Origin of the sequence: Nostoc sp. WHI, from assembly GCF_015714725.1 — a bacterium.
In the GTDB taxonomy this organism is placed as follows: domain Bacteria; phylum Cyanobacteriota; class Cyanobacteriia; order Cyanobacteriales; family Nostocaceae; genus Nostoc.
The window spans coordinates 1-25,373 of sequence record NZ_WBKM01000082.1; the positions used below are offsets into that span (position 1 = coordinate 1).

General features: G+C 42.3%; 28 protein-coding genes and 2 pseudogenes. 18 read left to right on the plus strand and 12 right to left on the minus strand.

Going from position 1 to position 25,373, the window contains the following annotated elements:
* Window positions 1-125 precede the first annotated feature (125 nt).
* Window positions 126-302 (plus strand): annotated as a pseudogene (locus F8S12_RS08275) (IS701 family transposase); the annotation flags it as partial.
* Between the two features lie 403 nt (window positions 303-705).
* Here the strand turns inward: F8S12_RS08275 and F8S12_RS08280 are convergent.
* A complete protein-coding gene (locus F8S12_RS08280; RefSeq protein WP_196515834.1) occupies window positions 706-1,377 on the minus strand; it encodes a helix-turn-helix transcriptional regulator in 672 nt (223 codons plus the stop codon).
* Window positions 1,378-1,477: 100 nt separating this feature from the next.
* On the opposite strand from F8S12_RS08280, the gene F8S12_RS08285 reads away from it, so the two are divergent.
* From F8S12_RS08285 to tmk, 8 genes are all read left to right on the plus strand, one after another.
* A complete protein-coding gene (locus tag F8S12_RS08285) occupies window positions 1,478-2,134 on the plus strand; it encodes a DUF3386 domain-containing protein (protein WP_196515835.1) in 657 nt (218 codons plus the stop codon).
* A gap of 173 nt (window positions 2,135-2,307) precedes the next feature.
* On the plus strand, window positions 2,308-2,625 hold the full coding sequence (locus F8S12_RS08290) for a hypothetical protein (RefSeq protein WP_196515836.1): 318 nt from the start codon (window positions 2,308-2,310) through the stop codon (window positions 2,623-2,625).
* Window positions 2,622-2,990, plus strand: coding sequence for an aspartyl protease (locus tag F8S12_RS08295; protein ID WP_196515837.1), 369 nt, complete (start codon window positions 2,622-2,624; stop codon window positions 2,988-2,990). Before F8S12_RS08290 ends, F8S12_RS08295 begins: the two co-directional genes overlap by 4 nt.
* A gap of 69 nt (window positions 2,991-3,059) precedes the next feature.
* Window positions 3,060-3,377: a hypothetical protein gene (locus F8S12_RS08300; RefSeq protein ID WP_196515838.1), complete on the plus strand. Its 318-nt coding sequence runs from the start codon at window positions 3,060-3,062 to the stop codon at window positions 3,375-3,377.
* Entirely contained in the window at window positions 3,374-3,739 is a 366-nt protein-coding gene (locus tag F8S12_RS08305; protein WP_196515839.1) for an aspartyl protease, read from the plus strand. The genes F8S12_RS08300 and F8S12_RS08305 overlap by 4 nt, the downstream gene beginning before the upstream one ends.
* Before the next feature lie 143 nt (window positions 3,740-3,882).
* Window positions 3,883-4,485 carry a hypothetical protein gene (locus tag F8S12_RS08310; RefSeq protein ID WP_196515840.1) on the plus strand — a complete coding sequence of 201 codons (603 nt, stop codon included), beginning with the start codon at window positions 3,883-3,885 and terminating at the stop codon, window positions 4,483-4,485.
* Window positions 4,486-4,593: 108 nt separating this feature from the next.
* The gene (locus F8S12_RS08315; protein WP_196515841.1) at window positions 4,594-4,857 is read left to right on the plus strand and encodes a hypothetical protein; all 264 of its coding nucleotides are present in this window, start codon (window positions 4,594-4,596) and stop codon (window positions 4,855-4,857) included.
* Between the two features lie 77 nt (window positions 4,858-4,934).
* Entirely contained in the window at window positions 4,935-5,570 is a 636-nt protein-coding gene (gene tmk / locus F8S12_RS08320; protein WP_196515867.1) for a dTMP kinase, read from the plus strand.
* 187 nt (window positions 5,571-5,757) lie between these two features.
* Here the strand turns inward: tmk and F8S12_RS08325 are convergent.
* The 4 genes and pseudogenes from F8S12_RS08325 to trxA all read right to left on the minus strand — a co-directional run.
* A pseudogene (locus F8S12_RS08325) lies at window positions 5,758-6,201 on the minus strand (nitroreductase family protein); the annotation flags it as partial.
* Window positions 6,202-6,376: 175 nt separating this feature from the next.
* Complete coding sequence (locus F8S12_RS08330; RefSeq protein WP_442946789.1) at window positions 6,377-6,628, minus strand: nitroreductase family protein; 252 nt, start codon at window positions 6,626-6,628, stop codon at window positions 6,377-6,379.
* 164 nt (window positions 6,629-6,792) lie between these two features.
* On the minus strand, window positions 6,793-7,905 hold the full coding sequence (locus F8S12_RS08335) for an alkene reductase (protein ID WP_196515842.1): 1,113 nt from the start codon (window positions 7,903-7,905) through the stop codon (window positions 6,793-6,795).
* A 131-nt stretch (window positions 7,906-8,036) separates the two neighbouring features.
* Complete coding sequence (gene trxA / locus F8S12_RS08340) at window positions 8,037-8,360, minus strand: thioredoxin (RefSeq protein WP_196515843.1); 324 nt, start codon at window positions 8,358-8,360, stop codon at window positions 8,037-8,039.
* Window positions 8,361-8,441: 81 nt separating this feature from the next.
* Here trxA and F8S12_RS08345 point away from each other — a divergent pair, with 81 nt between their 5' ends.
* Window positions 8,442-8,792, plus strand: a complete 351-nt coding sequence (locus F8S12_RS08345; protein WP_196515844.1) for an ArsR/SmtB family transcription factor — start codon at window positions 8,442-8,444, stop codon at window positions 8,790-8,792.
* Window positions 8,793-9,019: 227 nt separating this feature from the next.
* Here the strand turns inward: F8S12_RS08345 and psaB are convergent, their stop codons facing one another.
* Together psaB and psaA are read right to left on the minus strand one after the other, a co-directional pair.
* Window positions 9,020-11,251: a photosystem I core protein PsaB gene (gene psaB / locus F8S12_RS08350; RefSeq protein ID WP_196515845.1), complete on the minus strand. Its 2,232-nt coding sequence runs from the start codon at window positions 11,249-11,251 to the stop codon at window positions 9,020-9,022.
* 119 nt (window positions 11,252-11,370) lie between these two features.
* The gene (gene psaA, locus F8S12_RS08355) at window positions 11,371-13,629 is read right to left on the minus strand and encodes a photosystem I core protein PsaA (RefSeq protein WP_196515846.1); all 2,259 of its coding nucleotides are present in this window, start codon (window positions 13,627-13,629) and stop codon (window positions 11,371-11,373) included.
* Between the two features lie 545 nt (window positions 13,630-14,174).
* On the opposite strand from psaA, the gene F8S12_RS08360 reads away from it, so the two are divergent.
* Window positions 14,175-15,617 carry a hypothetical protein gene (locus tag F8S12_RS08360; RefSeq protein WP_196515868.1) on the plus strand — a complete coding sequence of 481 codons (1,443 nt, stop codon included), beginning with the start codon at window positions 14,175-14,177 and terminating at the stop codon, window positions 15,615-15,617.
* A 126-nt stretch (window positions 15,618-15,743) separates the two neighbouring features.
* Entirely contained in the window at window positions 15,744-17,531 is a 1,788-nt protein-coding gene (locus tag F8S12_RS08365; RefSeq protein ID WP_196515847.1) for an ATP-binding protein, read from the plus strand.
* Window positions 17,532-17,568: 37 nt separating this feature from the next.
* Here F8S12_RS08365 and F8S12_RS08370 read toward each other — a convergent pair whose 3' ends face one another.
* The 5 genes from F8S12_RS08370 to F8S12_RS08390 form a co-directional block, all read right to left on the minus strand.
* On the minus strand, window positions 17,569-17,787 hold the full coding sequence (locus F8S12_RS08370) for a glutaminase (RefSeq protein ID WP_230967887.1): 219 nt from the start codon (window positions 17,785-17,787) through the stop codon (window positions 17,569-17,571).
* Between the two features lie 128 nt (window positions 17,788-17,915).
* A complete protein-coding gene (locus F8S12_RS08375; RefSeq protein ID WP_196515848.1) occupies window positions 17,916-18,824 on the minus strand; it encodes a nucleotidyl transferase AbiEii/AbiGii toxin family protein in 909 nt (302 codons plus the stop codon).
* A gap of 116 nt (window positions 18,825-18,940) precedes the next feature.
* Window positions 18,941-19,855, minus strand: coding sequence for a glutaminase A (gene glsA / locus F8S12_RS08380; RefSeq protein ID WP_196515849.1), 915 nt, complete (start codon window positions 19,853-19,855; stop codon window positions 18,941-18,943).
* 35 nt (window positions 19,856-19,890) lie between these two features.
* Window positions 19,891-20,073, minus strand: a complete 183-nt coding sequence (locus tag F8S12_RS08385) for a hypothetical protein (RefSeq protein WP_196515850.1) — start codon at window positions 20,071-20,073, stop codon at window positions 19,891-19,893.
* Entirely contained in the window at window positions 20,070-20,270 is a 201-nt protein-coding gene (locus tag F8S12_RS08390) for a hypothetical protein (protein WP_196515851.1), read from the minus strand. The genes F8S12_RS08385 and F8S12_RS08390 overlap by 4 nt, the downstream gene beginning before the upstream one ends.
* Window positions 20,271-20,423: 153 nt before the next feature.
* Here F8S12_RS08390 and F8S12_RS08395 point away from each other — a divergent pair, with 153 nt between their 5' ends.
* The 6 genes from F8S12_RS08395 to F8S12_RS08415 all read left to right on the plus strand — a co-directional run bounded on the left by F8S12_RS08395 (window position 20,424) and on the right by F8S12_RS08415 (window position 25,284).
* Complete coding sequence (locus F8S12_RS08395; RefSeq protein WP_196515852.1) at window positions 20,424-21,938, plus strand: thioredoxin-like domain-containing protein; 1,515 nt, start codon at window positions 20,424-20,426, stop codon at window positions 21,936-21,938.
* Window positions 21,939-22,152: 214 nt separating this feature from the next.
* Window positions 22,153-22,596 (plus strand): KGK domain-containing protein, encoded by a 444-nt coding sequence (locus F8S12_RS08400; protein ID WP_196515853.1) that lies wholly within the window; start codon window positions 22,153-22,155, stop codon window positions 22,594-22,596.
* Window positions 22,593-22,943: a DUF952 domain-containing protein gene (locus tag F8S12_RS08405; protein WP_196515854.1), complete on the plus strand. Its 351-nt coding sequence runs from the start codon at window positions 22,593-22,595 to the stop codon at window positions 22,941-22,943. Before F8S12_RS08400 ends, F8S12_RS08405 begins: the two co-directional genes overlap by 4 nt.
* Window positions 22,944-23,413: 470 nt before the next feature.
* On the plus strand, window positions 23,414-23,680 hold the full coding sequence (locus tag F8S12_RS42260) for a hypothetical protein (protein ID WP_442946790.1): 267 nt from the start codon (window positions 23,414-23,416) through the stop codon (window positions 23,678-23,680).
* Between the two features lie 48 nt (window positions 23,681-23,728).
* Window positions 23,729-23,917: a DUF4089 domain-containing protein gene (locus F8S12_RS08410; protein ID WP_196515855.1), complete on the plus strand. Its 189-nt coding sequence runs from the start codon at window positions 23,729-23,731 to the stop codon at window positions 23,915-23,917.
* Window positions 23,914-25,284: an AtzE family amidohydrolase gene (locus tag F8S12_RS08415; protein ID WP_196515856.1), complete on the plus strand. Its 1,371-nt coding sequence runs from the start codon at window positions 23,914-23,916 to the stop codon at window positions 25,282-25,284. Before F8S12_RS08410 ends, F8S12_RS08415 begins: the two co-directional genes overlap by 4 nt.
* The last annotated feature ends 89 nt before the right edge of the window (window positions 25,285-25,373 follow it).

Consider the following 25,373-nt stretch of genomic DNA (forward strand, 5'->3'; position numbering starts at 1 on the left):
GAAAGTGAGAGAAAAAACTTATTTCAGCTCGCAGAGAATGCTATAGGGGTGACTTACCACCGATTACACCACTTTTTAACCCAAGCACCTTGCTTGGTCTACTTCCCAGGTAAACGAACGGCGCTTGGAGATCATTGACAGGAGGCTTGAGACGTAGGTGGGCAAGCAAACCTTTGAACACCTTTACTGAAGCCTTAGAAGCCTTTAGAACGGCTATGTCTTATCGATTTTTCGATTGGTTGACCCTCAACCGTGATGTATTTGCTGCTTACAAAGCCAGTTTGGGCTTTATTTGGGCTTAATTTTTGTTTAAGTCCCGTTAATACTTATGTCATTGCGAGGGTCGCGCGGCAATCCCAAAGCCTTGCGATTCCTTCATTCCACTTCGTTACATTCGCAATGACATATCGTAAGTGATTTGCCGAACTTGATATAACATTCAATATTACGAATTATCGAGAAATGACTATGCAGAGGCTAAATTTTTGCTTAGTCTCTAAGCTTTCAGAAAATGCGCCGAAACCATAACAAAACAATATTTATTATTCTTTCTCTGCTCATTGTTGTACCAATGGGCTTTTTCTTATAGATATACTTTGCTTAACTAAAAACACTGTCTTTCAAAATTCATTTCCTTTTTTGCATAATTTTGCGTAAATCTTGTACTAGATTACAGAATGCGCGGGTGACTCATAAAATTATCCTTTATGAAACTTGCATATCTTGCAGCTTTGCTACCATTTCCGCGCGCGCTGAAACCTTCAACTTCCGAAACATCCTCTTCAGAGCTTGTTTGACAGAATTTTGTGTAATCCAAAGTTTTTCCCCAATTTCCGCGTTCGTTAAGCCCTGCGCTACTAACTCAGCAATTTCTAACTCCCGCGCTGTTAGAGGACTTACTAAAAGGGAATTGAATATTTTGGGTTTTGCCCGTAGGGTTGCCATTTTTGCTGACAAATGAATACATAAGGCACTCAGGTCAGCTAAATCGTTGCCATTAAAGGCAGGATTTCCCTTGTCGCGGGCCAGGTTAAACGTTCCTACAAGATGACCATCGCAAACAATCGGCCCGGTCATTACGTGTTCGTGATCGGAACGCGAACAAAAATGCTTCCAGTCTGCTGGTGATAATAATAACTGCTCATGAGCGGGAGCGTGACGCTCAACCACGTAGCGCCCGACTGGATTGCTCTCTAAGCAGACTGCGGGAATGCCCTGAACATCAATGTCAGCCGTTGGCTGCTCATTTAGGAGATAGATACCCCAATTTTGCACGCCAAAATGCTCACCAATTTTATCCATCAGAGCTAGTCTTAATTCTTGCTCATTCTGGACATTAGCGATCGCATGAAACACGGCGTGAAGAGAATTAGTCATAAGTGTACCCAGTCGGGGACTATCCAAGCCTCAACAACTACTTCTATGCTAGTACCAAGAAAACTAAAACGCTAATTACAGTAGCGACTAGGAGAAGCACATGACAGTTACACAACTCTCTGCTCAGGAACTTTTCCGGGCTGCTTATGAGAACCGCTATACTTGGGACAAAAATTTCCCCGGTTATTCCGCAAATATTACCTTTAAGCATGATGATCAAGTGTTTACAGGCAAAGTTATCGTCAGCGCCAATCTCAAAGCGGAAGTTTTGGACGTAGATGATGAGTCAGCAAAGCAAGCAATTCATGGTCAAACATGGGAAATAGCAATTCACCGCGTCCGCCGCAGCTTTGAAGACACCCACAGCGCCAATACCTTTAACTATGGTAAAACTGACGAAACTGGTGCTGTTGAGCTTTTAATTGGTGGTAAGGCTGAGGGCGATAAATACAAAGTCCGCAATAATGAAGTATGCCATGTTCACCGTCTAATTCACGGTACTTTTGTGACAATTGACACCTTCAGCAGTCATGACACGGGGGAAGGCTACTTGTCCCACACTTATGACTCCGTGTACCATGACCCTAAAACTGGGGAACAAAAAGGTGGTAGAAGCGAATTTACCGATGAATACGAAAAAGTTGGTGTCTATTTTATCCTGAATCGTCGAGAAATTCGCACCCAGACAGAAGGACAAGTATCTATTCAGGAATTTGTCTTCTCTGATATCAAATTGTTGGAACCTGTTGCTGCTTAAGCTGGATTATTTAATATAAAAATTAGCGATCGCTCTTTAGTTTAAGGAAGCGATCGCTTTTATTTTTGGGGTTTAGAAGTAATAATAAATGATCACAGATTTCAGGCGATCGCTTCAGATACAATCAATATATCCAAAGTAAACTCGCTTCTATATAGCAGATAATAAACAACATGACACAACTATCTTCTAATCACACACCACGTAGAGGAAGAGTATTTCCAGAACGCCAACTATTACCGGAAGAAAAAGCCCGACGGAAAGCTGAAGACGAAGTATTTTATCAGCGTTGTCGAGTAGTATTTGAACGAGTTCAACCAGAGTTAATCAAAGATCACTACGACTGGTTTATCGTCATTGAGCCTGATAGTGGAGACTATTTTATAGATCCAAACGAAGATGTTGCTAGACAGAAGGCTCGTGAAAAATATTCTGATAAAATGCGCCTCATTATGCGCCTCAACGAGAGAGGAACTTGTGGCAGAATATGATTTTTGGAGAATTTAATAATCAGAGTGAGTTAATCTTTGAAATTGGTTTGGTTACATTTGATGGAGATGTTATACCAGTTAATGCACTTCTAGATACGGGATTCACTGGTTTGCTAGCACTTGATAACCAAGATGCTCTTAGTTTAGGGTGGATTCTCAACATAAATGAACAACGGGAGATGCAAACAGCATGGGGAGAAGCACGCTTTAATCTTTATGAGGGAATCGTGCTTTTAGATGGAGAAGAGTTCACTATAGAAGTTTTGGATGGAGATCATCTAGATAACGTTCTCTTAGGTGTGCGTTGGTTACAGACAAAACGACTATTGGCAGATTTCCCCGCAGGAATTTTGACATTGGGGTAAATGCGATCGCTTCAGATACAATCAATATATCCAAAGTAAACTGCTTCTCTCTAGCAGATAGTAAATAATATGACACAACTATCTTCTAATCACACACCACGTAGAGGAAGAGTATTCCCAGAGCGCCAACTATTACCGGAAGAAAAAGCCCGACGGAAAGCTGAAGACGAAGTATTTTATCAGCGTTGTCGAGTAGTATTTGAACGAGTTCAACCAGAGTTAATCAAAGATCACTACGACTGGTTTATCGTCATTGAGCCTGATAGTGGAGACTATTTTATAGATCCAAACGAAGATGTTGCTAGACAAAAGGCTCGTGAGCAATTTGGTGATACTTTACGTCTAATGATGCGAATCAATGAGACTGGAACCTGTGGGAAAATATGATTTTCGGCGAGTTTAACAGTAAAGGCGAGTTAATTTTTGAAATTGCTTTGATTGCTGCTGATGGTGATATTATCCCAGTCCAAGCGCTACTAGATACAGGATTTACTGGCGCTTTAGCAATTGATAATCAAGATGCTCTGAGCTTGGGATGGTTACGGGAGAGTCAAAGAGAAGATATGCAGACTGCAAGGGGAGAAGCACAGTTTAACCTGTATCAGGGAACTATACTTTTAGATGAAGAAGAGTTCATCATTTCAGTGTTGGGGGGAGATGAACTGCAAGATATTCTTTTGGGTGTGCGTTGGTTACAGACAAAACGACTAGTGGCAGATTTTCCAAGCGGAATTTTGACATTGGGGTAAATGCGATCGCTTCAAATACAATCAATATATCCAAAGTAAACTGCTTCTCTCTAGTAGATAGTAAATAATATGACACAACTATCTTCTAATCACACACCACGTAGAGGAAGAGTATTTCCAGAACGCCAACATTTATACCAGTTATGCCTTATAGTCAGTTTACAACTATCAGTAAAGTTAAAGAAGCTTTCGGGTTAAAAACACAGGAGGGTGGCCGATTTATTCCTGTCACTGAACCAATTAAAGCATCTGCTACACTAACAGCATATCTTGAAGAAAGTTTGCCACTTGCTTCTTCAGCTAGTGAAAAAGCCCGTTCCGAAGGAATTATTTACCCAGTATTATTAGAAGTTAGACGGATATTAAATCGCCAAATTAGCTTATTCTCTGGGGAAGATTTTACAGTAGATGAGGCAGTTGGACTTAATGGAATGTGTGATTTCCTATTGAGTCGTTCGCCGGAAGTGCTAGAAATTGAAGCACCATGCATTGTGATTGTGGAAGCAAAAAAAGCTGATTTAAGAACTGGGTTTGGACAATGTATTGCAGAGATGGTTGCAGCACAAAGATTCAACGCCGCAAAAAATCGTCCCGTTGCGGTAATATATGGTTCTATCAGCAGTGGTACACAATGGCGATTCCTAAAGCTGGAGGATAATATTGTCACTATTGACTTGATGGATTATCCTCTTCCACCTGTAGAACAAATTCTCGGATTTTTAGTTTGGATGGTTCAAAACAGTTGATAGATGTTGCGCTTACTTTTATCACCCTACTGTAACTGAGTGCAAACTTGTATACATGAGATATGTTTAGGATGTTTTTGTAATATTTAATAATTATCAGGCATATTTATGATAAAACCAGCTAATTCAACGGGCGAAAACAAGCCAATTCTCCTTAAAAAGCAAGGCAAGACCAAGATTTACATATTTAAAACAGACAGCCCTTGGGATCTACCGTTTGATGCTTTAGTCATTCCATCTAGCCCTACAGCAGATTTTGGGGGGAGCTTTGCACAAGCGTTTCTCAACCACCTACCAGATGAAAGCTATGAATCGCTCCTTGAGAACACGGTGGAAAAGGCTAAAAAGTCACAAAATCTAGATAGAGACTAGGTTTGAATTGAGTCCATTGAGCGCTATTCTTGATCAAACGTCAGCGAACAAGTTTATTGCAGCAAACTTTAAAAAGCATGGATGGCAAATTAATTGTATTTGAAGGAGTGGAAGGCTGTGGCAAAACCACCCAAATGAAGCTTTGTTGTCAGTGGTTGGAAAGTCTGGGTATTTCTGTGATGGTAACTCGTGAACCAGGGGGAACAGAGTTAGGCTTACATCTTCGCCGCTTGCTACTAGAAAAGGCAGAGGATAAACCAGTTGCTCAAGTGACAGAACTTTTATTGTATGCTGCCGACCGATCGCAACACGTCGAACAAGAACTCAAACCAAATCTCGCAGCAGGGAAATATATTTTATGCGATCGCTACACTGACTCTACCATTGCCTACCAAGGATATGGTCGGGGTCTTAATATCGAGTTAATCAATCAGCTTAATTATATTGCCACTGGTGACTTAAAGAGTGACCTAACTATTTGGTTAGATGTCGATGTCGAGGTGGGACTAACCCGCAAACTTTCAGGCGGAGTAAGACTAGACCGCATTGAACAAGAAACAATCGCTTTTCATCGGCGTGTTCAGCAAGGATACGCAGATTTAGCAGCATCTTATCCCTCACGAATTGTGCGGGTAGATGGCAGCTTGAGTCAAGAAGCTGTACACCAAATAATTCAAGAAATTTTGCGTGGACACCTGAAGAACTTACCGTAGACATTCCTGCGTGACCTCTCCACTACTAGGCTACGGTGTACAGACAAGTCTTTTGACTTTACCTTTGTTGCATGACTTGTGTGTACACCGTAGCTACTAGGGGAGGGGAGCTTATAGCTTTAGCTATAGGCGGGGTAAGGTTGTTTTATTATGGGCAATTCAGCGGACATGATATAATCCACGAAAACTACCCTAGATAAGGGTTACTTATTCTGTCTACAAAGACGTTGTAGGATAATGGCAAACGACCCGGATTCAAGCGTGGTTCTGCTGCATAGCCAACAGGAACTAAAACAGCGATCGCTAAATCTGGATTATCCGCAGCACCAATCACTTCTTTCACCTGATCCTCAATCCAACCGTTCATAAAACAGGTAGATAAACCCAGGCTTTCGGCTGCTAATACTAAATGGGTAGAGGCAATAATGGCATCTTTGATAGCATATTCACGTTGCTTGTCGCCTAGACCGGCTTGAAATTGCGGGACAGCAGTTTTGAAGTAATTTACAGTGCTTTCATTCCATGCCCCAGATGTAAGAGCCTGTTCAATTATCGGGGTCAAGTTTTTTTCGGGTGCACTCACATTGGCGGCAAAGACAAAGGTTACAGGTGCTTGGACAATTTGTTGTTGATAGGACTTACGCATTGACAGAAGCAATTAAATATGAATATGGGTTTTCAGACATTTAAGTTTGATTTTTTCACCATTAGCCAGCGATGCCTGCGGCGGGCTGCGCCTACGCTAGTGATCTAAAGCTAGTAGCGAATGGTCTGAAACAACGGATTTTCGTTGATACACATGATAGTCATTTTGTACAGTGCGTAAGTCCTGGTTGATTCCACGATGCTGCTGATAGCGCTGCCTTTTGCGCCTCATCTTGCACGAGAATAATTTGCCAGCCTTGAATATTGAAACTGCTGGGTGCAGCTACAGTTAGCTCTACCAGTTGCTTGAGCAGTTCTGGGGCGATGGCGTCTGTTTTAAAAGTTTTGATGGAACGGCGTTTAGCGATCGCACTCGGTACATCTAAAGGTTGGGTTTGGGTGATGGAACTCATAAGATTCTCAGGGTAGTTGAGTTATGACCAAATAATTCGTAATTTACGATACAAGCAAATGTATTTATTCAGGAAACAAAAATTATTCCTTATTTCAGAACAAAAGCACGCTACGCGAACAGTCGTAAGATTATAATTACGAATTACGAATTACGAATTACGCATTACGCATTAGCTACTGGCTCATTAGCAGTCGACCAAAATGGATAGTCTGTATATCCCTTTTCATCGCCACCATAAAAGCTTGCTTGATCTGGTTCATTTAGTGGTGCATTCAAAGCCAAGCGTCGGGGTAAATCGGGATTTGATATAAATAGCGTGCCAAAGGCAACTAAATCTGCTGCTTTGTTTGCTAGTACGGCATCGCCTTTTTCACGGGTATAACCACCATTGACCATGAGTGTACCTGTAAAGCGATCGCGTATATGAGCAGTAGGTACAATTATCCCGCCATATCTGATATCTGCCTCTGTTGCCTCAAAAATATGCAGATATGCCAAATTAAACTGGTTCAATGCTTGAGTTGCATAACCAAATGTCTCCAGGGGATTAGAGTCACGCATATCGTTAAAAGTTCCACTGGGAGAAAAACGTACTCCTACTCGGTTAGAATCCCACACTCTAGTTACTGCCTCTGTGATCTCCAACAGAAATCGAGTCCGATTCTCAATTGAACCCCCATATTGATCTGTGCGCTGATTCGTACCATCCCGAAGAAACTGATCTATTAAATAACCATTAGCTGAATGAATTTCTACCCCATCAAACCCAGCCGCTAGAGCATTTGCCGCTCCCTGACGATACTGTTCTACTATCTGCGATATTTCTGAAGTTTCTAAAGCACGGGGAGTAACAAATGGTTTAGACCCCTCATAAGTTGAGGCATTACCTTGAGCAGCAATGGCAGAAGGTGCAACAGGCAAAGCTCCATCCGGTTGTAAGTCAGGGTGCGAAATTCTGCCTACGTGCCATAGTTGCAGAAAAATTCTCCCTCCCTGCTGATGTACGCTATCGGTCACTAACTTCCATCCCTCCACCTGTTCTGGTGAATGAATTCCTGGTGTACTGGGATAGCCCTGTCCTTCGGGAGTTACCTGTGTTGCTTCCGCAATAATTAGTCCAGCAGAAGCACGTTGGACGTAGTAAGTAGCATTAAGTTGGTGTGGTACGTTTCCCTTAGCTGCCCTGTTTCGGGTTAAAGGTGCCATTATTATCCGGTTAGGTAGTTCCAGATTTCCTAATTGGTAGGAAGAAAATAGATTGATATCAGTTGTCATTGGTTATATCTCCAAATGAGTCTTTAATTGGGCATTGGTTATTTCTCCCAGCCCCGTGCAAACTTTCTGTAATTGACCTAACAAAGTTTTGAGTGCTGAGTACTTTTTAATTTACTCAGCACTCCACTAGTTTAAAGATGCTGTGCTAAGGTCTTATTCAAGGTCGTCTTTGGCACTGCCCCTACGACAGTATCAACTTGCCGACCTTCCTTAAAAACCATCAGTGTTGGGATGCTGCGAATTCCATAATGGCTGGCGACAGTAGGATTTTGATCTGTGTTCAGCTTCACAAATTTAACCTGTCCTTCGTATTCGGCAGCAACTTCATCAACGACTGGGCCCACCATTCGGCAAGGCCCGCACCACGGTGCCCAAAAGTCTACTAAGACCGGAATTGTACTTTCCAAGACTTCTTGCTTGAATGTGGCTTCTGTGACATTTGTAATGGATGACATAAATTGCCTTCCTGACTTAACTCTATAATTCGATAATATCGAATAATAAAAATATATACCACCTGATGAGATAATGCAAATATGAGATTTCTTTATCACCCAGAACGAAAAAATATTTCCTTACCAGGAGTGCTGTATGCATTGGGTGACCCAGTGCGGCTAGAGATTGTGCGGCTGCTGGCTACCGAGGGGGAACAATGCTGTGCCAGATTTGATTTTGCGATCGCCAAGTCTACCATGTCCAATCACTTCAAGATTTTGCGAAAGTCGGGGGTAGTCTTGACACGGAAAGAAGGGACACATCACATCAACATCCTGCGGCGTGAAGATTTAGAGGTGCTATTTCCAGGGTTGCTGGATGCGGTATTGAAAGCCGCTCAACCATTGCCTGTTGACCCCACCTGTACTAAACAAACAGCTTCAATGGTTTAGGGGCATGGGGCAAAAACAGTTCCGAGTTCCGAGTTCTGAGTGAAGAAGTGAGATTCCCAACTCGGTACGGGCTAAACCATAGCTATCCGCTAACAGCACTCAGCACTCCTTAATGTAATTTTTCTTATGGAGTGGACATCTTGCCTGCCCTTTCTTTATTTTTCTCAACAAAAAATCCCCTGCCTTACGGCAGGGGATTTTTATTCTTTACAAAACTAGCAGCCGGATCAACCGAACTTACCAGCAGTAGAAGCAATCAAGAATGCGGCGTAGGTTAAGACATAGCCAACAGTGAAGTGAGCTAGACCAACTACACGACCTTGAACAATAGACAGAGCCACGGGCTTGTCTTTCCAGCGAACTAGGTTAGCTAGAGGAGTACGTTCGTGTGCCCAAACAAGGGTTTCAATCAACTCTTGCCAGTAACCTCTCCAGGAGATTAAGAACATGAAGCCAGTAGCCCAAACTAAGTGTCCAAACAGGAACATCCAAGCCCAGACAGACAGGTTATTCACGCCGTAGGGATTGTATCCGTTAATCAACTGAGCGGAGTTAGCCCAGAGGTAATCACGGAACCAGCCCATTAGGTATGTAGAATTTTCGTTGAACTGAGCAACGTTGCCTTGCCAAATACCTAAATGCTTCCAGTGCCAGTAGAAAGTTACCCAACCTACTGTATTCAATGCCCAGAACAGAGACAGATAGAAGGAATCCCAAGCTGAGATGTCGCAAGTACCGCCACGACCGGGGCCGTCGCAAGGGAAGGCATAGCCGAAGTCCTTTTTATCGGGCATCAGCTTAGAACCACGGGCATCCAAAGCACCTTTGACCAAGATCAAGGTGGTGGTGTGCAGACCCAAAGCGATCGCATGGTGTACCAAGAAGTCGCCAGGGCCAATTGTCAAGAAGAGGGAGTTAGTGCCAGAGTTGATGGCATCTAACCAGCCGCTTAACCAAACGTTGCCGTAGTTGGGGTAGGCTGTGTAGGCAATGCTATCGGGGTTAGACAACAAGGTGTCTAAGCCGTAGAGTACTTTACCGTGAGCAGCTTGAACGAACTGGGCAAATACCGGTTCAATCAAGATTTGCTTTTCAGGTGTACCGAAAGCAACTACTACGTCGTTGTGAACGTATAGACCCAAGGTGTGGAAGCCCAAGAATAGCGATACCCAGCTGAGGTGGGAAATGATCGCTTCTTTGTGCTGTAACACGCGATCAAGGACGTTGCCCTTGTTTTGTTCGGGGTCGTAGTCGCGCACTAAGAAGATCGCACCATGTGCAAATGCACCAACCAACAGAAAAACTGCAATGTACTGGTGGTGGGTGTAAAGCGCTGCCTGTGTTGTGTAGTCCTTAGCAATAAATGCGTAAGGAGGCAGGGCGTACATGTGCTGCGCCACTAAGGAGGTGATGGTTCCCAGAGCTGCCAAGGCTAAAGCCAGTTGGAAGTGCAGGGAGTTGTTGATCGTGTCGTACAGACCTTGGTGAGGCAGGTTGAACTGACCTTCACTCTTGGTACCAGGTACTAAACCGGACTTGGAGTTCAGCATTTCTTTGATGCTGTGACCAATTCCGAAGTTAGTCCGGTACATGTGACCGGCAACGATAAATAGTACTGCGATCGCTAAGTGGTGATGCGCCATGTCAGTCAGCCACAAGGATTCTGTCTGAGGATGGAAGCCACCCAAGAAAGTCAGAATCGCAGTACCTGAGCCAGTGGAAGTACTAAATATATGACCAGCTGTGTCAGGGTCTTGAGCGTAAACACCCCAGTTACCACTCCAGAAAGGTGCCAAACCTGCTGGGTGGGGGGGGGTGGATAGGAAGTTATCCCAACCTACGTGCTGTCCACGAGATTCGGGGATAGCAACGTGAATCAAGTGACCAGCCCAAGCCAAAGAACTAACACCAAACAAAGCTGACAAGTGGTGATTCAGCCGGGGTTCAGCGCTCTTAAACCAAGAAAGGCTAGGACGGAACTTGGGTTGTAAGTGCAACCAACCAGCAAATAAGAACACTGCTGCCAACAACAACAAACCCAGTGAACCGGTGTACAGTTCGGTGTTTGTCCGCATACCGATGGTGTACCACCAGTGGTAAACACCAGAGTAAGCAATGTTAACAGGATTACTAGCGCCACCTTGGGTAAAAGCTTCTATAGCTGGTTTACCAAAGTGGGGGTCCCAAATCGCGTGGGCGATGGGACGGATATGAAGGGGATCTTTAATCCACTGTTCAAAGTTACCTTGCCAGGCTACGTGGAACAGGAGGCTGGATGCCCACAGGAAGATGATTGCCAAATGACCGAAGTGAGTTGCGAAAATCTTTTGGTAAAGATTTTCTTCGGTCATGCCATCATGGCTTTCAAAATCGTTGCCTGTAGCGATCGCATACCATATCCGACGAGTCGTCGGGTCCTGCGCGAGATCCTGGCTAAATTTGGGAAATTTTGTCGCCATAGGTTAAATAAATCCTCTGACCTTTAGCCATCAAGTACCAGTTCAATTTTGGATTTTGAATTTTAGATTTTAGATTCAATCCAAAATCTAAAATCTCAAATCCAAAATTCTGCTGATTGCTACCCTACTGAAAGGATATGTGCATGGAAGAATGCCCAAGTAGTGGCGATTCCTCCCAAGAGGTAGTGAGCTACCCCGACAGCTCGACCCTGAATAATGCTCAGAGCGCGAGGCTGAATTGCTGGTGCTACTTTCAGTTTGTTATGCGCCCAAACAATGGACTCAATCAGTTCTTGCCAGTAGCCACGACCACTGAACAGGAACATCAAGCTGAATGCCCAGACAAAGTGAGCGCCTAAGAACATGAGTCCATAGGCAGATAGGGCGCTGCCATAGGAATTTATGACTTGTGAAGCTTGCGCCCACAAGAAGTCGCGCAACCAACCATTGATGGTAATAGCACTTTGGGCAAAGTTACCACCAGTGATGTGAGTCACATTCCCGGCTGCATCTACCGTTCCCCAGACATCCGATTGCATCTTCCAGCTAAAGTGGAAAATTACGATGGATATTGTGTTGTACATCCAGAAAAGTCCGAGGAATACGTGATCCCAACCAGACACTTGACAAGTACCGCCACGGCCAGGACCGTCGCAGGGGAAGCGGAAGCCCAGGTTTGCTTTATCTGGAATCAGACGAGAGCTACGGGCAAACAATACACCTTTGAGCAGAATTAAGACGGTAACGTGGATTTGGAATGCGTGAATATGGTGGATTAAGAAGTCCGCCGTACCCAAAGCAATGGGCATCATCGCTACTTTACCGCCTACAGCCAAAATCCCACCGCCGAAAGCATAGCTAACGGGTTCTAGGGCATTGGGAGCAGTGCCACCAGGAGCTAAGGTGTGGATGTTTTGCACCCACTGAGCAAATACTGGCTGCAACTGAATTGCCGTATCAGAGAACATGTCTTGGGGACGCCCCAAGGCACGCATTGTGTCGTTGTGGATGTATAGTCCAAAGCTATGGAAGCCGAGGAAAATACACACCCAGTTGAGGTGGGAAATAATTGCATCCCGGTGACGAATCACCCGATCCAGTAAGTTGTTTTGATTTACAACCGGATCGTAATCCCGCACCATGAAGATGGCAGCGTGAGCCGCACCGCCGACTATACAGAATGCACCAATCCACATGTGGTGGGTGAAGATGCACAGCTGCGTAGCGTAGTCAGTTGCCAAATATGGATAGGGGGGCATCGCGTACATGTGATGCGCGATGATGATGGTCAGCGAACCCAAGAAGGCCAGGTTAGTAGCCAACTGAGCGTGCCAAGATGTTGTCAGATTTTCGTAGAGACCTTTGTGACCTTCACCAGTGAAGGGCCCTTTGTGGTTTTCTAGAATTTCTTTAATGCTGTGACCAATACCCCAGTTGGTACGGTATTGATGACCAGCAATAATGAACAGAACTGCGATCGCTAAGTGGTGATGAGCTATGTCAGTCATCCACAAGCCGCCTGTTACTGGGTTCAGACCGCCATTGAAGGTAAGGATGTCAGCATACTGACCCCAGTTCAAGGTGAAGAAGGGTGCTAAACCAGCAGCAAAGCTAGGATACAGCTCGGTCAACAAGTCTTTGTTCAAGATGAACTCGTGGGGCAAGGGGATGTCTTTGAGAGCAACACCTGCATCCAAAAGCTTGTTGGTCGGATTGGACACGTGGATTAAGTGACCTGTCCATCCCAAGGAACCACAACCTAACAATACTGATAAGTGATGATTCAGCATCGACTCCGTATTCTGGAACCATTCCAGTTTAGGAGCGCGTTTGTGGTAGTGGAACCAGCCAGCAAATAGGAACAAGGCTGCTAATACCAAGCCACCGATCGCAGTGACGTAAAGCTGGAAGGAGTTGGTAATACCCCAGCCACGCCATACTTGAAACAAACCGGAGGTGATTTGAATCCCGTGGAAACCACCGCCAACATCGGCGTTTAAAATGTCTTGTCCAACAATTGGCCAAACGACTTGGGCACTAGGCTTAACGTTCAACGGGTCGGTTAGCCAAGCTTCGTAGTTAGAAAACTTCGCGCCGTGAAAAATCATCCCGCTCAACCAAATCATCACTATGGCTAAGTGGCCAAAGTGGGCTGAGAATATCTTGCGGGAGATGTCTTCTAAATCGCTTGTATGTGTATCAAAATCATGGGCGAGTGCGTGCAGGTTCCAAATCCATGCGGTGGTTTTGGGGCCTCTGGCTAAGGTTCTGTCATAGTGTCCAGGTTGTGCCCATCTCTCAAATGAGGTAGGAACCGGGTCATTATCAACGATTACTCTTGCCTTCTTTTCCTCTCGCTCCGGAGGACTTATTGTCATTTGACCTCCTCTCTTGATAAGTAATGAGGAATCATGTATACCACAAAGTTAACCATTACCACACACTCCAGAATTTTACTGAAGCCGCGATGAAGACCTATGTGGATAGTTGTTTCTCGTTGAATTATAGAGTCTTCACTTGTACATTGGTGGAGATATTTTAACAATAATTCAAACTTGCTCAAATATTGCTACAATTCCTGCCTCATCGGGCTTTTAACTCTAAACTATTTGTCCAAAAGTCAATAGATTATTCATTTATTTTACAAAGGATAACAATTCGTAAAATTTCTGGTCTTACTGGATGTAGCCAGCATTCCAGCTTTTGTGCTGTTGATTGTGAATATTTGTGTCATATTTCAATTTTTACAAGTAAAAAGCTGTAAACAATATGACTTCTTTGAAAATTTCCTGAGATACACAGAAAAACTTATGGGATGTGAGGCAGATTTCACCTTTTAGGCTGGAAACAGCTATAGTTCCAGATGGACAGTTTGAGCCAAAATAATCTGTCAATTGTCGAAGACTATTACTGGGTGCAACGCATGAACTCGTGGCAGAAGAAGGTCTTAGAAAAGCTCCTCCCTAAGGAGTTTCCGATTTTCAGGTGGATAATGACATTGGTGTTGGTATGCAGCTTAACCAGTTGTGGCGAGAAAGCTGTGAGCCAGGAAGTATCTATTGGCCATAGAGAAAACTCTCCACAGATTTCTCAAATTTCAAAGCAATTTTCGGAAGTTTCCCCACCAAATGTTATTCAAGAACTGCGTCCAATTTTGGAAGTCTATCAGCCACAAGTGACAATTGTTACTCCACGACCTGATGAAGTTCTCCAAGATAACAAAGTCACAACCAGCTTTCAGGTTAAGGATCTACCAATATTTAAAGACCCCCAATTACAACTAGGGCCCCATCTACACGTAATTCTGGATAATCAACCTTATATACCTGTTTACGACCTGAATCAGCCCTTGGTTTTGCCAGACTTGTCTTTAGGTACTCATACCCTGCGCGTCTTTGCCTCCCGTCCTTGGCATGAAAGCTTTAAAAATGAAGGCGCTTATGCCCAGACAACGTTTCACGTCTTCACCAAAACCGACGACAATAACCCAAATCCCAACTTACCTCTGCTAACCTATAGCCGTCCTCAAAGCAGCTATGGAGCAGAACCAATCTTACTGGACTTTTATCTAACTAACGCCCCCTTACATCTGGTGGGTAAAGAAAAGGACAACGAAGAATTTAGTGATTGGCGCATCCGCGTCACAATCAATGGTGAAAGCTTTATTTTCGATCGCTGGCAAGCAGTTTACCTCAAGGGCTTTAAACCTGGAAAAAACTGGGTAAAACTGGAATTTCTTGATAATCAGGGAAATCCTCTCAAAAATGCCTTTAATATCACAGTTAGACTGATTGACTACCAGCCAAAGGGTAAAGATACTTTGTCGAGAATTACCAGAGGAGAACTCACAGCAGATGAGGTGCGTGGCATTGTAGACCCGAATTATAAATTTACAACATCTACACCCACGCCGTCCGTTGAAAAAACTCCCCAAATCCAACCAAAGGTAGAAAAACAGCCCATTCCTAAAACTAAAGTTCCAGAAGAATTCCAAACACAGCCAAAATTGGAAGTTCCAACGGCTGCGCCATCTCCCCGGTTGTCCCCGACATTACCAGAAATTATTGAGTCTCCGGCATCAGAACCACAGCCAGAGGTAAAGCCAAGTCCTGAATCAACGCCGTTACCTAAAAACATCGCGCCTCAGTCAACAAAACCAAGATTGGGCGGATTTTTCAACCGTCGGGCGGATAAGATACCCACCTCACAGCCATCAGTTACGCCATCTCCTAGTTTGCCAGAGATTATTGAGTCTCCAGCACCAGAAACAATTGCGCCATCAGCAGAAACTAAACCAGAATTAGAGCCAGAGGTGACACCAACTCCTGAATCAACCCCGTTATCCGAAAAAGGAGAAGTGAAATAACTCACTTTCTTCACCGTCATAGAACTCAGTAATATAGAAGTCACAAAGTTGCAAAATTGTTGCTTTTGCTGAACAACTAGGGAATTCTAAGTAAGAATTGACTCTTATTTCTTACTTAGAATTACTATGGCTTCCAAAACTCAAGGTTCAGATTTTGTGCCAGTTTCCGGCGATATCGCCGTCGGAGAATCGAGCCGAAGAGGGTGGTTTATACGAGTTACCAATGGTTTGAGTATTGGTAATAAGATTAAATGTGGCTATGCTGTTGCCCTCAGTGTTGGAATTTTAGGAACTACGATTGGGTTAATCCTTGGAGACTACTATCAAGGACAAGCTTTGCAGCAGCAAGAAAACGCTTTTAGAGAACTTAATTTGCTTCATCGCCTCCAGGCAGGTATCCTTCAAACCCGGACGCACCAACAGCAACTTATTCCCTTGGCAGCGAACCCAGACTTATATAAGGATGAATACAAACATATTATTGTGCATATAGCTGAAATTGAGCAGGTTTGGTCTGAAATCAAAGACTACATTAAAACTGCTAATTATGCGAAGGAAAAGCACGGTGAAAATATTCCCTTGCTTCTAAAAACTTATGAAGGTATACCACAAACTTATATTGATCAACTTGAGGAACTATTTGAGCAAATTGATCTATCGCCTTTAACTGACAATAAAATTGCGATCGCCCAACAACGACTGTTAAAATTTACCAACAGTGAGTTAGCACTTAAGTTTGATGGCATCTCTGATGAACTGATCACCATCATTGATGCTTCTTATGAGGACTTAAAAGCAGCGACGACGACATCAAAGACAGCAGCACAAATGCGGATTCAAATCATGGCTGCCAGCATCCTGTTGTCAGTTTTGATTGCTACTATTTTAGCTTTGTTTACAAGTCGAACCATTACCTATCCCATCAAAGTGCTGACGAATATGGCGCAGCGAGTCACCAAAGAATCTAACTTTGATGTGCAAGCACCTGTCATAACTACAGATGAAATTGGGATACTTGCTACTGCTTTTAACCAGGTTTTGCACAGGGTTAAATGTCTACTGGAAGAACAGCAAGCAGCCGCCTTTCGTCAGCAGCAAATGCAAGAAGCTCAATTGCTCCAAAGTGAAAAAATGTCTAGCTTAGGACGAATGGTAGCTGGCATTGCCCATGAAATTAATAATCCGGTAAATTTTATCTACGGCAATTTAGATCCTGCTATTCAACACGTAGACGATTTATTAGCATTGCTACAAACCTATCGCCAAGAAGTGCCTAATCCACCTCTAGCAGTAGAAGCCTACGCTACAGAAATTGATACAGAATTTGTGGAAGAAGATTTACCCAAACTTTTGCAGTCGATGAAGTTCGGCGCTGATCGTGTGCGGCAAATTGTCTTAAGCCTGAAAAACTTTTCTCGCCTAGATGAAGCAGAAGCTCATGCAGTCAATCTGCACGAATGCATTGAGAGTACGTTACTCATCCTCAATAGCCGCATCAAAAAGGGGATTACGATTGAGCGGTTGTACGGCAATATTCCCAGCGTTGAAGGTTTTTCTAGCTCGCTTTATCAAGTGTTCATGAATATTATCAACAATGCGCTTGACGCATTGGAAGAAGAGCATAACAGTCAAGACTACCCACGAATTACGATCGCTACTGAACTTCAAGATAAAAACTGGGTAGTTATCCGCATTGCTGATAACGGTTCGGGTATTGCATCTGACATGCAAGAAAGAATTTTTGAGATGTTCTTTACTACTAAAGCCAGAGGCGTTGGCACTGGTATGGGACTTTCGATTAGTCATCAGATTGTAGTCGAGAAACATGGAGGACGACTAATGTGCAAATCTGAGGTGGGTAATGGTACAGAATTTATCATTTCTCTCCCCATTCAACTAATTCGTAATTCGTAATTCGTAATTCGTAATTACGGATTGTTAAAAGCAGGATTTACCTAAAAATACTTAACTGTAACTTTTGTGATAAAGACTCCACGAAGACAAGCCCCGTTATTGGATTTCCTATATTATCTAAGGCAGGACTGTAGCAAGCGATCGCTCCCTCTCCTGGTACTATTGCGAGTAGTCCACCACCAATCCCTGATTTCATCGGCAGACCAATCTTAACTGCGAACTTGGCAGAAGCTTCATATAGTCCACAAGTTGACAATCCGGCGGTTTTGTGTTGAGAAACGGCTATTTTCCAAAGCTAGGAGTCAATCTATTCCCCTACCAATGCTAATGCAAGATTTATCACATGGTCAGATAATGGTAGTGATGATTGCATTTTAAATTCCTTTAATTCATAGATTCAAAGTCAACAAGAAGCCAATTTATTCCATCCATTATTATTGGAAATTTTTCTTCAGGTATGTTTAACTCCTGAAAACATTTATCTCTATATCTTTCTTTTTCAGTAAAATTATTGATAGCTTTAACTAATGGCTTTTTTACTTCGTAGCTTTCTTCAGCCTTAGCGATCGCACGTGCGGGTATTTCGTTATTTACACGCAATATTGCTAAATCAATTAAATCTCTAGATTGTGTACTTGAATCGTTCCATCGGTCAGCATTAGCCATTAGTTTTGATGTAAATCTATCGCTTATACTTAGACAAGGTATTTTTGTCCATTCAGGATAAATAGGAGGGTCTAAAGTAAAAATACCACTGGCTACAATTTCTATTTTAATAGTTGTTTCATTGACTACAACAGGGAAACGAATACCATATTGATTTATTGTAGGTTCACCTAATTCGATATCTGTTGTTCTTTGAAAGAATGCTATAATTCCTTCGTCGTAAATCAAATTTCTTAAATACCTGTAATTTTCAGTTCCATAAGGGAAGAGAAAATCAATATCTTTACTAAGCCTGTATTCATCATAGTCTAACGCCAAGAGTGTACCACCGCCAAAATATGCAGAAGCTTTTTTGAAAACTTCTGGATTGAAAGCATTAAGTATTTTAATTATATTATTGTGATGATCGAGATGAAACATTTCAAAATCCGGTAATATCCAAGAGTTATATTTTTTTGCTAAATAATGAACAAAATCCTTTTCTTCTTGTTTTAAGTTTTTGAAGGTAGTTTGATGATGCCAATTGCGTTGATACAATTGAACAATTTCTTTTTCACTCATTTGATATACATTTTTTAGCTGCCAACCAATAGACTCTAGAAATGGTAGCTTTTGTGGATTGAGCATAAAATTAATTCGTAATGACGCTCGTTCGCCTTTGGCGTCTCCCCTTGGGAGAAGACTCGCTAACGCTACGCTAACGTAATTCGTAATTCGTAATCACTAATTGTTAAAAGCAGCATTTATCCGAAGATGCTTAACTGTAACTCTTGCGCTAAAGCCTCAACAAATGCGATCGCTCCTACAGGATTTCCGATATTATCCAAGGCTGGACTGTAGCAAGCGATCGCTCCCTCTCCTGGTACTATTGCGAGTAGTCCACCACCAATCCCTGATTTCATCGGTAGACCAATCTTGAATGCAAACTCGGCAGAAGCTTCATATAGTCCACAAGTTAACATTACAGCGTTGACAATCCGGCGGTTTTGTGCTGATAAACAATCGCTTTCACAAGCTAGGAGTTTTCCCAGCAGAGCTAAATCTTCAACTCGCCCAGATAGGCAGCATATTTGCTCGTAGGTGTCAAGTGCTGTTTCAATATTTTCTAGATGTCCGATTTCGATAAGATAATTAGCGATCGCTTGATTGGCTGTTGAGCGTGTCAGTCGCACTGAAGCTAACATGACCTCATCTAACCTTAGTTGACAACCTGCTAATTGATTGAGCCATTGACAAAATTGCTGAGTGCGTTGGCTAGCGTCCTTTCCTGGTAATTTATCAGCCAGGGTAATTGCCCCACTATTAATCATGGGGTTTCGGGGGCGTCCGCGATCGGCAATGAGTTGTTCTAAAGAATTGAAGGGTGCATCCGATGCTTCAACCCCAACCCATCCAAAAACCGTCTCTGCATCAAAATGTTCTAGCAGATAAAGTAAAGAAAATGGTTTAATGGCACTCATCAAGGGGAATATACAAGCGGTATCGCCCAGGCTGATAGTTTGCCCCGATTCACAGCAGATGTGAACTGCAAACCAACCAGGATCAGCTAAAGCTAATTGCGGGATGCGATCGCAAACTCGTCCTTCTTCAGCCTGGATTTTAGCTTGTTGTACCCAAGCTGATAACTCAATAGTAGTTAGTTTGTCAAATTCTTTCACAAAAGATACACGCTCAAATCACTTATAGTTTATACTTATTGGCGTTTTAACTCTTGTATCAATACTTGGCAGCGCTTGCTAGCTTCTCTTGCCTGTTGCCTAAACTGTTTGGCTTGCTCTTGGTTAGTTAAATACACTTCAGATGCCTTTTGCCTGAGATCAACAGCTAGTTTACTGAGTTCCTTAATACGAGTCTTTAATTCTTCAATTGTTTTCATCTTTGCTCCTGTTCTGAAATCACAATTTCCAAATTTTCTGCTTCTTCATAAAGTTTATCTGCTCTACTAGCCAACAAGCTAGCATCATCAAAATCATTGTTTGCTATTGCTCTGTTATGAGCTTTATACAACTCATCAATGATTTCTTGTAATTGTACATAAGCTTGTAATAATATGTTTCGTGTTTCTAACTTCATATTTACTGGCTAAATATCTAACTCTCCTGGAATTAAACTCCGGTTTGATTTTGTCTAAGTCTCTAGTAGCAATACACGTTAATATATCATTATTTTTCATTAGTCTATTTCAGAAAATTGGTATAAATATCCTCTAAGAGCAAAGTATACTTTATGATTCCCCGTGTCAGAGCGCCAGAATTACCACAAAATTACTCTTGGCTCAACACCGATAAACCTTTGTCTATTAAGCAACTTAAAGGTAGAGTTATAATTTTAGACTTTTGGACATACTGCTGTATTAATTGTCTGCATATTCTGCCAAACCTGAAATATTTAGAACAAAAATATAAAGATAGCCTTACCGTTATCGGCGTCCATTCTGCCAAATTTGATAACGAAAAAGAAATAGAAAACATTCGTCAAGCTATCCTCCGCTACGACATCGAACATCCAGTTGTAGTTGACGACGGCTTTCGAGTTTGGGAAGAGTATGCTGTCCGTGCTTGGCCTACCTTGATAATTATCGACCCAGAAGGTTACGTGATTGGCCAGATTTCTGGTGAAGGAAGCCGTGACACTTTAGACGAATTGATTCAAAAGTTAATTCAGCAACACCGCGAGAAAGGCACAATTAATTTTCAAGAGTTCAGTTTGACTTTAGAAAAACAGCGCCAACCATTAATTACACCCTTGGCTTTTCCTGGTAAAGTCTTAGCTACTCCAGTGGGTTTGTTCATTGCTGACTCTGGACATCACCGCCTAGTCATGAGTAACTTTGACGGCGAAATTTTGCACTTGATTGGTACTGGAAAATCTGGCTTAACTGATGGTTCTTTCAACAAAGCGCAGTTTTTTGCACCACAGGGAATGGCGTTTGATGCTGAAAATCAGATTCTTTATGTTGCTGATACAGAAAATCATGCCCTGCGGCGAGTTGATCTGAAGCGCCAAGTAGTGGAGACTATTGCGGGAACTGGTAAACAAAGCCATAATATCCGTCCTCATGGCGGTGCTGGTTTACAAACTGCGCTAAATTCGCCTTGGGATTTAGTAAAAGTGGGAAATACCCTGTTTATTGCAATGGCTGGGCCACATCAAATTTGGCAAATGGATTTGGAAACGGGCATTGTTAAAACCTATGCTGGTATTGGTGCAGAAGCTTGTGTTGATGGTTCACTTACCGAATCTGCTTTTGCTCAACCTAGCGGTATCACCACGGATGGAAAAGAATTATATATTGCTGACAGTGAAGTTAGCTCAATTCGTGGTGTTGGAATTGTGGAACCGTACCAAGTGCGAACCATTTGCGGTAGTGGGGGTTTATTTGGCTTTGGGGATGTTGATGGAGAGGGTGAAGATGTCCGTTTGCAGCATTGTTTAGGAGTGGAATATGATCACAATTATGTGTGGGTGGCAGATACCTATAATCATAAAATTAAATTAGTTAGTTCCAGTGGAAATTGTCAAACAGTTTTGGGAGATGGTTCTGCTGGTTTACAAGATGGTCAAGGTAAAAATACTCGGTTTTTTGAACCTTCGGGATTGAGTGCTGTGGGTTCATATCTATATATTGCTGATACTAATAATCATGTTATTCGACGTGTAAATTTGGAAACTTTTGAGGTGACAACGCTGCAATTTTCTGGGTTGTGTGCGCCGGATGTTTGTATTCCGCCTAATTTATAAAAGGATTATTTCGCGCAAAGGCGCAAAGGCGCAAAGTTTTTTTTCAGCGTCTCTGCGTGAGATTTTAAAGATAATGTTGTAGAGCGATTATTTTTGGCTACTTAAATAGCAGTATTATCACTGAATTGATGTTAATAATTGCGAATTATAATAATTGATTAGTTTAAATTATCATGCGGACACTTCTTAATTTACATTGACTACTAGGATTAACATGAACAAGATATGCCAACTATTAGACTTTGATGCTGATGTTTTGTTATTTAATAAAGAGACATATATCGTTAGCAGATTCAAAGAATTGATATCTGAAAACTTTAGTCAAAAATTTCGTACAAAATTACACGAACATCATGGTGATTTTTCAGTTTCAGGAATTTTTCACAAGCTGTGTATAAACGAAGTAAATTTTCAAGTTGAAGATATCACATGGCAATCTTCTACTGAAGGCATAAACTGTGAAGTTTTCAGAGTTGGCTCTACAAGGTGGCAATCAGGAAAACTCAGAATAAAAGCATCTACAGAAATTATTTCTCCATTCATGCAAAAAGAAGCTGGCAAACTTAACATTACTGTAGTGTTAGAATTTTATCCTGATAATCCTAATGAACCCGAATCACCTTTAGATGATCTTCGTAAAATGGTACAGGCAACATGAATACTATCTTCCACATCGCTAATCGCCAACAATGGGAACAAGCAAAAGATTTGGGCAGCTATCGCGCTGATTCACTCGATACTGAAGGCTTTATTCATTGTTCAAAGTCAACGCAAATCGTCAAAGTTGCAAATAAGTTTTTTTTCAATCAAAAAGAATTAGTACTGCTTCTTATTGATTCCGATCGAGTTCAAGCTGAAATTCGTTATGAGGAGGCTGAAAGAGGCGAATTATTTCCTCACATTTATGGTGCATTAAATATTGATGCTGTATATCAGGTGATTGATTTTGAAGCTGGGGAAGATGGTTTTTTTGAGTTACCGCAAGAAGTTATAAATTTAGAATAACAAACCGCCGGCGTTGCTGAATCGAGGTATGAATTTGGATGTATAGGACTAGTATTTGATTTTTGAAATGTACGTAGTGAACCCTCTAGGCTAAAATAGTGCATTAGACGTAGACGTAGGTTGGGTGGAGCGGAGCGCAACCCAACTCATTATCAGGATGTTGGGTTACGCAAAGCCTCCACCCAACCTACAATTTTTTTTGCAACATTACTACCGAGATTTTTTCAGAAATCAAATATGATTCCTATAGAGACGTAGCAGTGCTACGTCTCTACAAGGATTTTCACTGCAACACACAATCGTTTTCATACCGCAATCAGCAACGTCGGTAAGAGTTTTAAATAGTCGATTTTGAAATTTCATAATTCAATTCAGCAACGCCCATTTATCGCGATCGCGTACTCATTCATCACAAATGCTTAAAATTTCAGCTAACGAATTAAGCATTAATTATAAATGGGTACTCCAATATCGAATTTAGGTACTCCAATACCGTATTTAGGTACTCCAATATCGTATTTGGGTACTTCAATATCGTATTTGGGTACTTCAATATCGTATTTGGGTACTTCAATATCGTATTTGGGTACTTCAATTGCGTATTTGGGTACTTCAATATCGTATTTGGGTACTCCAATTGCGTATTTGGGTACTTCAATTGCGTATTTGGGTACTTCAATATCGTATTTGGGTACTTCAATATCGTATTTGGGTACAAAACTTACGTAAAATTATGAAAAAATGGGCTTTGCTGAATCGAAAGATGAATTTGGATGTAGAGGAAGATGATAAGTCAAGAGTTTGATGTGGGTGTGTATGTTGATCAAATGGCGTTATTATTGGATTTACAGTTAAGAGATGAGTATCGTGATGGTGTGGTGGCAAATTTTGAGAGAATTAAAGCGATCGCACAATTAGTAAACTCTTTTCCATTACCAGAAGAAGTTGAAGCTGCACCAGTTTTTGAACCATGAATGACGCTGTATCAATAGCAACTGCTGTCCGTGAAGGTAAAGTTAGCGCACTGGAAGTTACCAAAGCTGCATTAGCACAAATTGCAGCGCGTGATCATCAACTCAACTGTTTCACGGCTGTAACTATTGAAACTGCTTTGCTGGATGCAGCACGCATTGATCGGGAAATTGCTCAAGGTAATAACCCTGGTTCCCTTGCTGGTGTGCCTTTTGCAGTGAAAAATCTCTTCGATATTGCTGGTTTAACAACTCTGGCGGGGTCAAAAATTAATGCGGAAAACCCAGCAGCTACCCAAGATGCAACCGCAGTAGCCAAGCTGAAACAAGCGGGTGCTGTGCTAGTTGGCGCTTTGAATATGGATGAATACGCCTATGGGTTTGTGACGGAAAACTCCCATTACGGTGCTACTCACAACCCTCATGATTTACAGCGAGTAGCTGGGGGTTCATCGGGTGGTTCGGCGGCGGCTGTTGCTGCTGGGTTGGTACCGTTGACGCTGGGTTCTGATACTAATGGTTCGATTCGCGTTCCGGCTGCTTTGTGTGGCGTTTTTGGTTTTAAACCAACCTATGGAAGGTTATCTCGTGCTGGAGTAGCTTTATTTTCTAGCAGTTTTGACCATATCGGATCTTTTGCTCGTTCGGTGCAGGATATAGCTACGGTGTTTGATGTGCTTCAGGGGAAAGACGATCGCGATCCAATTTGTACAAAACGTTCTCCTGAATTGGTTTTACCACAAAAGCAAGATATCTCTGCAATCAGAATTGCCATTGCTGGTGATTATTTTACCAAAGGTGCAGAACCGGAAGCCTTAGCAGCAGTGCAAAAGGTAGCTGATGCTTTGAATGTCACAGAGTATGTGACAATACCGGAAGCACACCGCGCCCGTGCAGCAGCATTTGTGATTACAGCTAGTGAGGGTGCAAATCTGCATTTGGACAAATTGCAATCGCGTCCTCAAGATTTTGACCCCGCTACACGCGATCGCTTTTTGGCTGGGGCATTAATCCCTAGTAGCTGGTATCTGCAAGCACAACGCTTTAGAAGATGGTATCGCGATCGCATTCGAGAAGTTTTTCAAAATGTCGATGTAATTCTCGCCCCAACTACACCAATTTCTGCACCGCTAATTAATCAACAAACTATGATTTTGGATGGTGAAGAAATTCTTGTCCGTCCTCATTTGGGTCTATTTACTCAACCATTATCTTTTATCGGTTTACCCGTTTTATCAGTACCAATTCAGCGTTTAAATGCCTTACCTTTGGGTGTACAATTGATAGCAGCACCATATAATGAAGCGTTAATTTTACGGGTTGCAGCTGCGCTAGAGGCGAAGGGTATAGTTTCAGCAGCAGTAGTGTAATTATGACAGAATTCACAATATTTATTAATAGATAGCGATCGCTCCTTAGAATTTTAGATTTTGCATAGTGCGATCGCTACATTATTCGC

Excerpts from the sequence above, each read along its gene's own strand:
- F8S12_RS08280 (WP_196515834.1), bottom strand. The coding sequence starts at position 1,377 with ATGACTAATTCTCTTCACGCCGTGTTTCATGCGATCGCTAATGTCCAG.
- F8S12_RS08285 (WP_196515835.1), top strand. The coding sequence starts at position 1,478 with ATGACAGTTACACAACTCTCTGCTCAGGAACTTTTCCGGGCTGCTTAT.
- F8S12_RS08290 (WP_196515836.1), top strand. The coding sequence starts at position 2,308 with ATGACACAACTATCTTCTAATCACACACCACGTAGAGGAAGAGTATTT.
- F8S12_RS08295 (WP_196515837.1), top strand. The coding sequence starts at position 2,622 with ATGATTTTTGGAGAATTTAATAATCAGAGTGAGTTAATCTTTGAAATT.
- F8S12_RS08300 (WP_196515838.1), top strand. The coding sequence starts at position 3,060 with ATGACACAACTATCTTCTAATCACACACCACGTAGAGGAAGAGTATTC.
- F8S12_RS08305 (WP_196515839.1), top strand. The coding sequence starts at position 3,374 with ATGATTTTCGGCGAGTTTAACAGTAAAGGCGAGTTAATTTTTGAAATT.
- F8S12_RS08310 (WP_196515840.1), top strand. The coding sequence starts at position 3,883 with ATGCCTTATAGTCAGTTTACAACTATCAGTAAAGTTAAAGAAGCTTTC.
- F8S12_RS08315 (WP_196515841.1), top strand. The coding sequence starts at position 4,594 with ATGATAAAACCAGCTAATTCAACGGGCGAAAACAAGCCAATTCTCCTT.
- tmk (WP_196515867.1), top strand. The coding sequence starts at position 4,935 with ATGGATGGCAAATTAATTGTATTTGAAGGAGTGGAAGGCTGTGGCAAA.
- F8S12_RS08330 (WP_442946789.1), bottom strand. The coding sequence starts at position 6,628 with ATGAGTTCCATCACCCAAACCCAACCTTTAGATGTACCGAGTGCGATC.
- F8S12_RS08335 (WP_196515842.1), bottom strand. The coding sequence starts at position 7,905 with ATGACAACTGATATCAATCTATTTTCTTCCTACCAATTAGGAAATCTG.
- trxA (WP_196515843.1), bottom strand. The coding sequence starts at position 8,360 with ATGTCATCCATTACAAATGTCACAGAAGCCACATTCAAGCAAGAAGTC.
- F8S12_RS08345 (WP_196515844.1), top strand. The coding sequence starts at position 8,442 with ATGAGATTTCTTTATCACCCAGAACGAAAAAATATTTCCTTACCAGGA.
- psaB (WP_196515845.1), bottom strand. The coding sequence starts at position 11,251 with ATGGCGACAAAATTTCCCAAATTTAGCCAGGATCTCGCGCAGGACCCG.
- psaA (WP_196515846.1), bottom strand. The coding sequence starts at position 13,629 with ATGACAATAAGTCCTCCGGAGCGAGAGGAAAAGAAGGCAAGAGTAATC.
- F8S12_RS08360 (WP_196515868.1), top strand. The coding sequence starts at position 14,175 with ATGAACTCGTGGCAGAAGAAGGTCTTAGAAAAGCTCCTCCCTAAGGAG.
- F8S12_RS08365 (WP_196515847.1), top strand. The coding sequence starts at position 15,744 with ATGGCTTCCAAAACTCAAGGTTCAGATTTTGTGCCAGTTTCCGGCGAT.
- F8S12_RS08375 (WP_196515848.1), bottom strand. The coding sequence starts at position 18,824 with ATGCTCAATCCACAAAAGCTACCATTTCTAGAGTCTATTGGTTGGCAG.
- F8S12_RS08385 (WP_196515850.1), bottom strand. The coding sequence starts at position 20,073 with ATGAAAACAATTGAAGAATTAAAGACTCGTATTAAGGAACTCAGTAAA.
- F8S12_RS08390 (WP_196515851.1), bottom strand. The coding sequence starts at position 20,270 with ATGAAGTTAGAAACACGAAACATATTATTACAAGCTTATGTACAATTA.
- F8S12_RS08395 (WP_196515852.1), top strand. The coding sequence starts at position 20,424 with ATGATTCCCCGTGTCAGAGCGCCAGAATTACCACAAAATTACTCTTGG.
- F8S12_RS08400 (WP_196515853.1), top strand. The coding sequence starts at position 22,153 with ATGAACAAGATATGCCAACTATTAGACTTTGATGCTGATGTTTTGTTA.
- F8S12_RS08405 (WP_196515854.1), top strand. The coding sequence starts at position 22,593 with ATGAATACTATCTTCCACATCGCTAATCGCCAACAATGGGAACAAGCA.
- F8S12_RS08410 (WP_196515855.1), top strand. The coding sequence starts at position 23,729 with ATGATAAGTCAAGAGTTTGATGTGGGTGTGTATGTTGATCAAATGGCG.
- F8S12_RS08415 (WP_196515856.1), top strand. The coding sequence starts at position 23,914 with ATGAATGACGCTGTATCAATAGCAACTGCTGTCCGTGAAGGTAAAGTT.